The following is a 5,551-nucleotide window of genomic DNA, read 5'->3' as shown; positions in this document are numbered from 1 at the left end:
CTCCCTTACCCCTGATCAGCGAAGGATTCTGCAGGGATTGGGCATGGATGAGAGCATCTACGTGTAACGTGATACGGAACGACCAGCGATGGTAAAAAAAGGATCGCCATCGCTCGTTGTGTTGGTCAAAAAGTTATTCTGAAAAACTAAATAAAAAATCCTTTGTTTTGACCTTGTTAGGGTGCGAAATGTGAGATGGAACACTTCTTGCCACGATAAATATCCGAAATGAACACCGCTTGGCAGTTTTCTGTCTTCCATCACCTTTTTAGCAATCATATTCACTTCTGGTTCCGTTCCTAATAAGAGCAAAAACTTTGGCGTCTGTCCTTTACCCTTTAATAAATCACTCGCTTCTCGCTCCAATTGATCGTCTGATGATAAAGGACTATGGTATTTCACTTCGATTCCTATGATCAAATGATCCAATTCCAGTAAAACATCGATTTCACTTCTTTCTCCCTTGACCCAAAACTTAACCTTATCCCCTATAAACTCGTCTTTTTGCATCTCCAAACCATTTATGAACACCGTTTGATCAGTTTGAGAAAAAAATACGGCCTTGCTGAAAATCGGCTGAATCCCTTTGTGAAAAGGGAGATAACGCAACGTGCCAAATACGTTCGCTGTCAGCTGATCCTCAAGCCGCTCGCTTAAATTTGAACCGTCTGATGATATTTTTCCATGTATTTCCGCTAACAAACTTTCTCCCCCCTGTCTGTGCCCATACATTCGACAAGTGACAGGATCCGCGTGCAACGAAGCTTCTCCTGTCGCACTCTAATTTTTTAATTGCTTCTCATAACACTTCTTCATCACAACAGATAAATCCGGGTTAATCAAGTCTTGCCCGAGACGTTTTCGTTCCTGACACAGCTTTTCTTCGATAGGTGACAACAGACACTAAAACTATTTCTCTCAACTATATACGTCCCCAACATGAACGGCTACATATCGGAACTCGCCATGTTTATCTTGGTTGATAGTAGAATAATGATGCCATTTCAATTGATATCTCCCTTTAATAAAGATCGGCGCATCACGGTTTTCTTTCGTCCCTGCTGATGCACGTTCCTGCCATTTTAACTCCCCGGTGATGATCCGGTTTTCATGAATGCGAAACTCGCAGTCCACCGTATTTGGTCGCATCGGCTCGGTCCAATACAAATGGTCATTCGTTAGCAGCACAACGATCCCGTATACATTCCTTCTCCCCATTGTTATTCGTTCTAACTTTTCCACTTGCGCCAAAAAATCATAACGACCCTGATCCTGAGCACCGTGGTGCTTCAATTCAATCGTTTGCCCGTTTTGCTTTATCGTGACCCGAGCGAGCTTGTTCATTAAACAAATCGCGTATTGGCGCCCACTTTCCGGTTCTTCCACCCACAAATCGATCAGATAATCATGAAAGCGTTTGTTCTCCTCGACGCGGAATTTTTCTTGAAGCTGAAATTTTAATGACTGTTTAAACGCTTCTTTTGAAGCAAAAAATCGATACTTTTGCGATAGGCGTTCCAATTCCTCGTGAATAGAAAACATCATTTTCCTCCTTCCCTTATCTATAGTTGCTGCCCAAACGGCCGTGTTGCAAGTTCAGCCAATCGACTGCGTAAACTTGCATTTCGGATAATTATTGCAACCTTTAAATGTTCCGTATTTCCCTTTCCGAACGATTAGAACACCGCCACATTTTGGACAACGGTTTTGCTGTATATGTTGTTCCGTCTGCTTTTGCTTCGTTCGAATCGTTTGCACGTGCCGCTTTTTCATTTCTTTTTCTTGTGTCTTATCTTTGGCAAGCACTGTTTCTAATTTTTGAGCTAAACGTTCCTTTGTTTCCCTATCGATCACTTTTGTTTGATGTTGCCCGAGCACTTGTTTCAATTGTTTCGGATAAACCACATAAGCATGGGCAAAATGAGCATTTGATTTAAACTTTGCCCGCGTCAAAAACACGACAACCGAGTGAATCGGAATATGCGCAAACTCCTCCCCAAGCCAGTCTCTTAACGCCTTGATATGCCCTTTGTTCTGCAAAATAGGATTAGGAAATTTTTCTTTTCGTTTATAAATGACTTGCGTCCAATATTTTGACGTTTCATCTCCGAAAATCCAGCCGCTGTAATTTTTCGTTTCGATGACAAACAGTCCTTGATCGGAAAGGATAACATGATCAATTTGCGAAGTTGAACCGTCTTGTTTTGGAATATACAGGTTATGAAAAGCTTTGTATTTTCCGGATGATGTTGCTTCTATATTTTTAATTGCTTTACGGACTTTATATTCTCCATACGATCCAATCCATTCCGCTTCTTTTGACTTGATCCATCTTGCCAATAAGGCAAGCAAACATAAAAGAAGCAGTGTATAGAAAAGATTCACGTTCATCTGCCCCCCTCCCTTTTCACATCCCCCATACCACTTTACAGATTACCTAGGCGATTTCGTTCAATTTTGATCGTGTTATCTTTCCCATCGAGCCTGTCAGCGCGCTTGCTGCCGTAAATGCGCAGCCATGGGGAGCCTTTGACTGCTTTCACGGACAGCCGCGCCGTTCCGCGAACTTGTTCTTTTTCGATATCCACGCATTCGAGAAATTCGTCCCAGTAGACGATGGCAATGACTTGATTGTAGTCGCTTAATTACTTCTGGCTGCAAATAAAGGCAAAGATAAATTCTTTTTCCTTGTTGTTTTCCTGATGAATCTTAGTAATTTCTTCGATCTCATTGTCGCTAAACGAAAAAGACCAAGTTAAATCCTTGGAACCTGATGGAGTTGTACTTCGTATAAATGATATAACTCGCTTTATTCGTCGTGACTTCGTATATTTGCCGGTTATCGTTTTCTTTTTCAAACAGTGCAGGCGCCAGCCCCCCATTAACCAGCGCAGAAAGCAACGCCCCGTAATAGTAATCGGCTTTGCAAATCGTTGTCATCATGATCCCCTTCCTTATTCCTAAACCAAAAATCTCATTTAATTCGATTGTACCAATATTTGTAGAAAAACGTTGTCGAATATTGTAAAATCATTTGCAAATTTCCTATGCATAATTAACTAATATACCGTCTGAAAACTCAGGCAATCGAAACAAAAAAGCTCCCCCATCAGCTTAGGGCAGCTTTCTCCTTTAGCGGGTAACAACAGGTACCAGGCCAATACATATTCGGGAAAAAGCGAAGAATAAAACCATTAAAAAACGCTGTGCCATCTATTTATTTAAACAAGCGGTCGTGGTCAATCGTTAACCCTTTTATGAACTTCTTCTTCCGTTAGGTCAAATATATGTGCAATATCGGCAATGCTCATTCCTTTTGCAATCATTTTTCGCATCATTTCTCGCTCTTTTTGCTTAGCTCCTTCACGTTTTCCCTTTTGTTCATACGAAATCAACAATTCCAACACTTGCTCTTTTTCTTTCGTTTCCATTTGATTCACCTCGTTTCGCAATCGTTGTTCTTCTTCATCCGACAATTTCACATATGTTTCAAAAAAACCCATTAACAGCCTCTGCTTTGCTTCATCCAGCTCTAAACGAACTAACATGCGTAAAAACTGTTTTTTCAATTCGATTCGTTCACTTTCAGTATAACCCATTTTGCTTAACAGCGCAGCGGCGATCGGGTTGTCAATGCGAATGTAGTTGCGCCAATTTTGTTTGCGTAGTTCGATGGTGAAAAAGCGGAAGTGAAGGATGTTGCCAAAAGGAAGTTGAAGCGTAAACGAAGAGGGTTCGTCGCGGATGGCATCGTAGCTGAAAACGGCAATCGGAACGACATTCGTGCGGTATTTCTCAAACAAGCGGCTGAAGTAAATGAACATCCGTTCCGGAAACGACGGCTGCACGTAGCTTTGATTTTCAATATGGACGATGATCAGCCCGTCTTCCCCTTTTAATTTCGTTTCGACTAACAAATCGACGCGATACTTCTCCCCTGCCGTTACATCGGTGAACAGTTCTTCGGATAAAAAGGACAAATGCTGAAAATCAATATACTCGTACATTTCGGGGAAAAAGAGAAGGATAAACTCTTCAAAAAATGCTTGGATCAACTCTTTGAACAAGCGGTCATGGTCAACAGCCATACATTCACCTCACATGTGAAAATTCACATACGTTATTCGACAACATGTGCGAAATTCCTGCATGGGATAAAACAAAAACAGAGAGCCAAGCAATGACTCTCTGCTTCTACAAATCCCAGCAACCCTTAGAGAGTGGCGGGCAAGCAACCCTTTCATATCACACAAACGGCAATGCCCGTTCATGCTGCGAACGCGGGTGAATCAACCCGCGGTTATGGAAAGTAGAGCTCAAATCGGAGTAATGGATCGTAATCGGCAAGCGTGTCTTCAGCATGGAATGAATATGCATAAACGATAGCTTATATACATCAGAAACAATCTCATGAACAGACAGACCATTCGTTTTTTGCACAATTTTTACAAGTTGAGCCATGCCTACAGACTCTCTCGGATCTGTCGCACATAAATACGCCGTGTTTCCTTTTGAATAGTATATTCCTTGCTTTGTCACCCATTTTTTATTTGAATAAATAGCCATTCTTCTTCGCGGTTTTTTTATGATTTCTACAAAATCAAAAGGAATTTGAAATGATCGCAAATAAGCTTGCAAAAAATCTAGATCCTCCCGACAAATACCATCGCGGTGAAAAGTAATATGCCGCGGCTTCGCTCCATATATTTGTTCGTAGCTGTATATGCTTTCATTCACAATCTCTTCCATTGTAGAATTGGCGATGGTTTCCCCCGCTTCCGCCGTGGCCACTGATTTTTGTTTAATGATTTTTCCATCGCGTCCAATAACTTGAATGATCCCAGAGGCATGCTTTCCGTGTTCATGGCTGACATCCAATCCAATGAAACAGTCCGAATGCATAGGACTAGCCAAGATCCAAGGCTGAACTCCTGCCTTGGCATAAATCCCCAGCAAAATATTATAGTAGTGAAAGATATTATTTTCCGTAACTAAAGAAGAAGTGAACCCAACAAATTGTGTCATTAAGTCTTCTTTTCCGCCAAATTCTTTTTTAATCGTAACGTAGGCGCGATCAATATTTTCTTCTGTTCCAATGACCACTACTACTGTTCCGCGGAACTGGTCAGTAATGGATTTCAAATGATACGACAAGTTATCTTGCTTAAAAAAGTCTTTTGGCAATTGACCGTATAGTTGGCGAGGCTGATCGGAAATATTAAGCTTTACACCAAGCGCTTCAGACATTGATTCTAGCTTTTTTACAAAACATCCCACTTCTTTTCGCTTTTGTGGGTCATAGTTCAGCTCTGGATCGACGAAATAGCTGACGGCTACATTGCTCGGTTCGTACACTCCCGACTGCTTAAGCCCTCTATAAATCTCATTTGTTTTATATCCTTGTCCAAACTCCATTATCGGGGAATCAAGCTCATTAACATCATAGCCTATATATATAAGTTGAAACTTTGTTTTACATCCAGTAGAGCGCCCACCGCATTCTATCAAAATGACTTGTTATGAAGGAAAACAGAATCGAACAATCGGAAAA

At 41.3% G+C, this 5,551-nt stretch carries 5 protein-coding genes and 2 pseudogenes; 1 reads left to right on the top strand and 6 read right to left on the bottom strand.

Annotated features, from left to right (window positions below; translation table 11 throughout):
* Positions 1–67 (top strand): annotated as a pseudogene (locus CV945_RS17910) (Wall-associated protein precursor); the annotation flags it as partial.
* On the opposite strand, the gene CV945_RS15975 reads toward CV945_RS17910, so the two are convergent.
* The 6 genes and pseudogenes from CV945_RS15975 to CV945_RS15950 all read right to left on the bottom strand — a co-directional run bounded on the left by CV945_RS15975 (position 58) and on the right by CV945_RS15950 (position 5,415).
* Entirely contained in the window at positions 58–702 is a 645-nt protein-coding gene (locus tag CV945_RS15975) for a hypothetical protein (protein ID WP_232722268.1), read from the bottom strand. The pseudogene CV945_RS17910 and the gene CV945_RS15975 overlap by 10 nt on opposite strands.
* 216 nt (positions 703–918) lie before the next feature.
* A complete protein-coding gene (locus tag CV945_RS15970; protein WP_081107419.1) occupies positions 919–1,542 on the bottom strand; it encodes a hypothetical protein in 624 nt (207 codons plus the stop codon).
* Positions 1,543–1,596: 54 nt separating this feature from the next.
* Positions 1,597–2,391, bottom strand: coding sequence for an NERD domain-containing protein (locus CV945_RS15965; protein ID WP_232722265.1), 795 nt, complete (start codon positions 2,389–2,391; stop codon positions 1,597–1,599).
* 35 nt (positions 2,392–2,426) lie between these two features.
* A pseudogene (locus CV945_RS17905) lies at positions 2,427–2,940 on the bottom strand (hypothetical protein).
* A gap of 299 nt (positions 2,941–3,239) precedes the next feature.
* The gene (locus CV945_RS15955) at positions 3,240–4,088 is read right to left on the bottom strand and encodes an Rpn family recombination-promoting nuclease/putative transposase (RefSeq protein WP_094238543.1); all 849 of its coding nucleotides are present in this window, start codon (positions 4,086–4,088) and stop codon (positions 3,240–3,242) included.
* A gap of 157 nt (positions 4,089–4,245) precedes the next feature.
* Positions 4,246–5,415 (bottom strand): Piwi domain-containing protein, encoded by a 1,170-nt coding sequence (locus tag CV945_RS15950; protein WP_232722260.1) that lies wholly within the window; start codon positions 5,413–5,415, stop codon positions 4,246–4,248.
* Between the last annotated feature and the right edge of the window lie 136 nt (positions 5,416–5,551).

Source organism: Geobacillus sp. Manikaran-105, from assembly GCF_002809955.1.
Classification (GTDB): Bacteria; Bacillota; Bacilli; order Bacillales; family Anoxybacillaceae; genus Geobacillus; species Geobacillus thermophilus.
Note: the sequence above shows the minus strand (reverse complement) of the source record. Positions and strands in the feature narration are given on the sequence as shown.

Coding starts and splice junctions, on each gene's coding strand:
- CV945_RS15970 (WP_081107419.1), bottom strand. CDS start 1,542: ATGTTTTCTATTCACGAGGAATTGGAACGCCTATCGCAAAAGTATCGA.
- CV945_RS15965 (WP_232722265.1), bottom strand. CDS start 2,391: ATGAACGTGAATCTTTTCTATACACTGCTTCTTTTATGTTTGCTTGCC.
- CV945_RS15955 (WP_094238543.1), bottom strand. CDS start 4,088: ATGGCTGTTGACCATGACCGCTTGTTCAAAGAGTTGATCCAAGCATTT.
- CV945_RS15950 (WP_232722260.1), bottom strand. CDS start 5,415: ATGGAGTTTGGACAAGGATATAAAACAAATGAGATTTATAGAGGGCTT.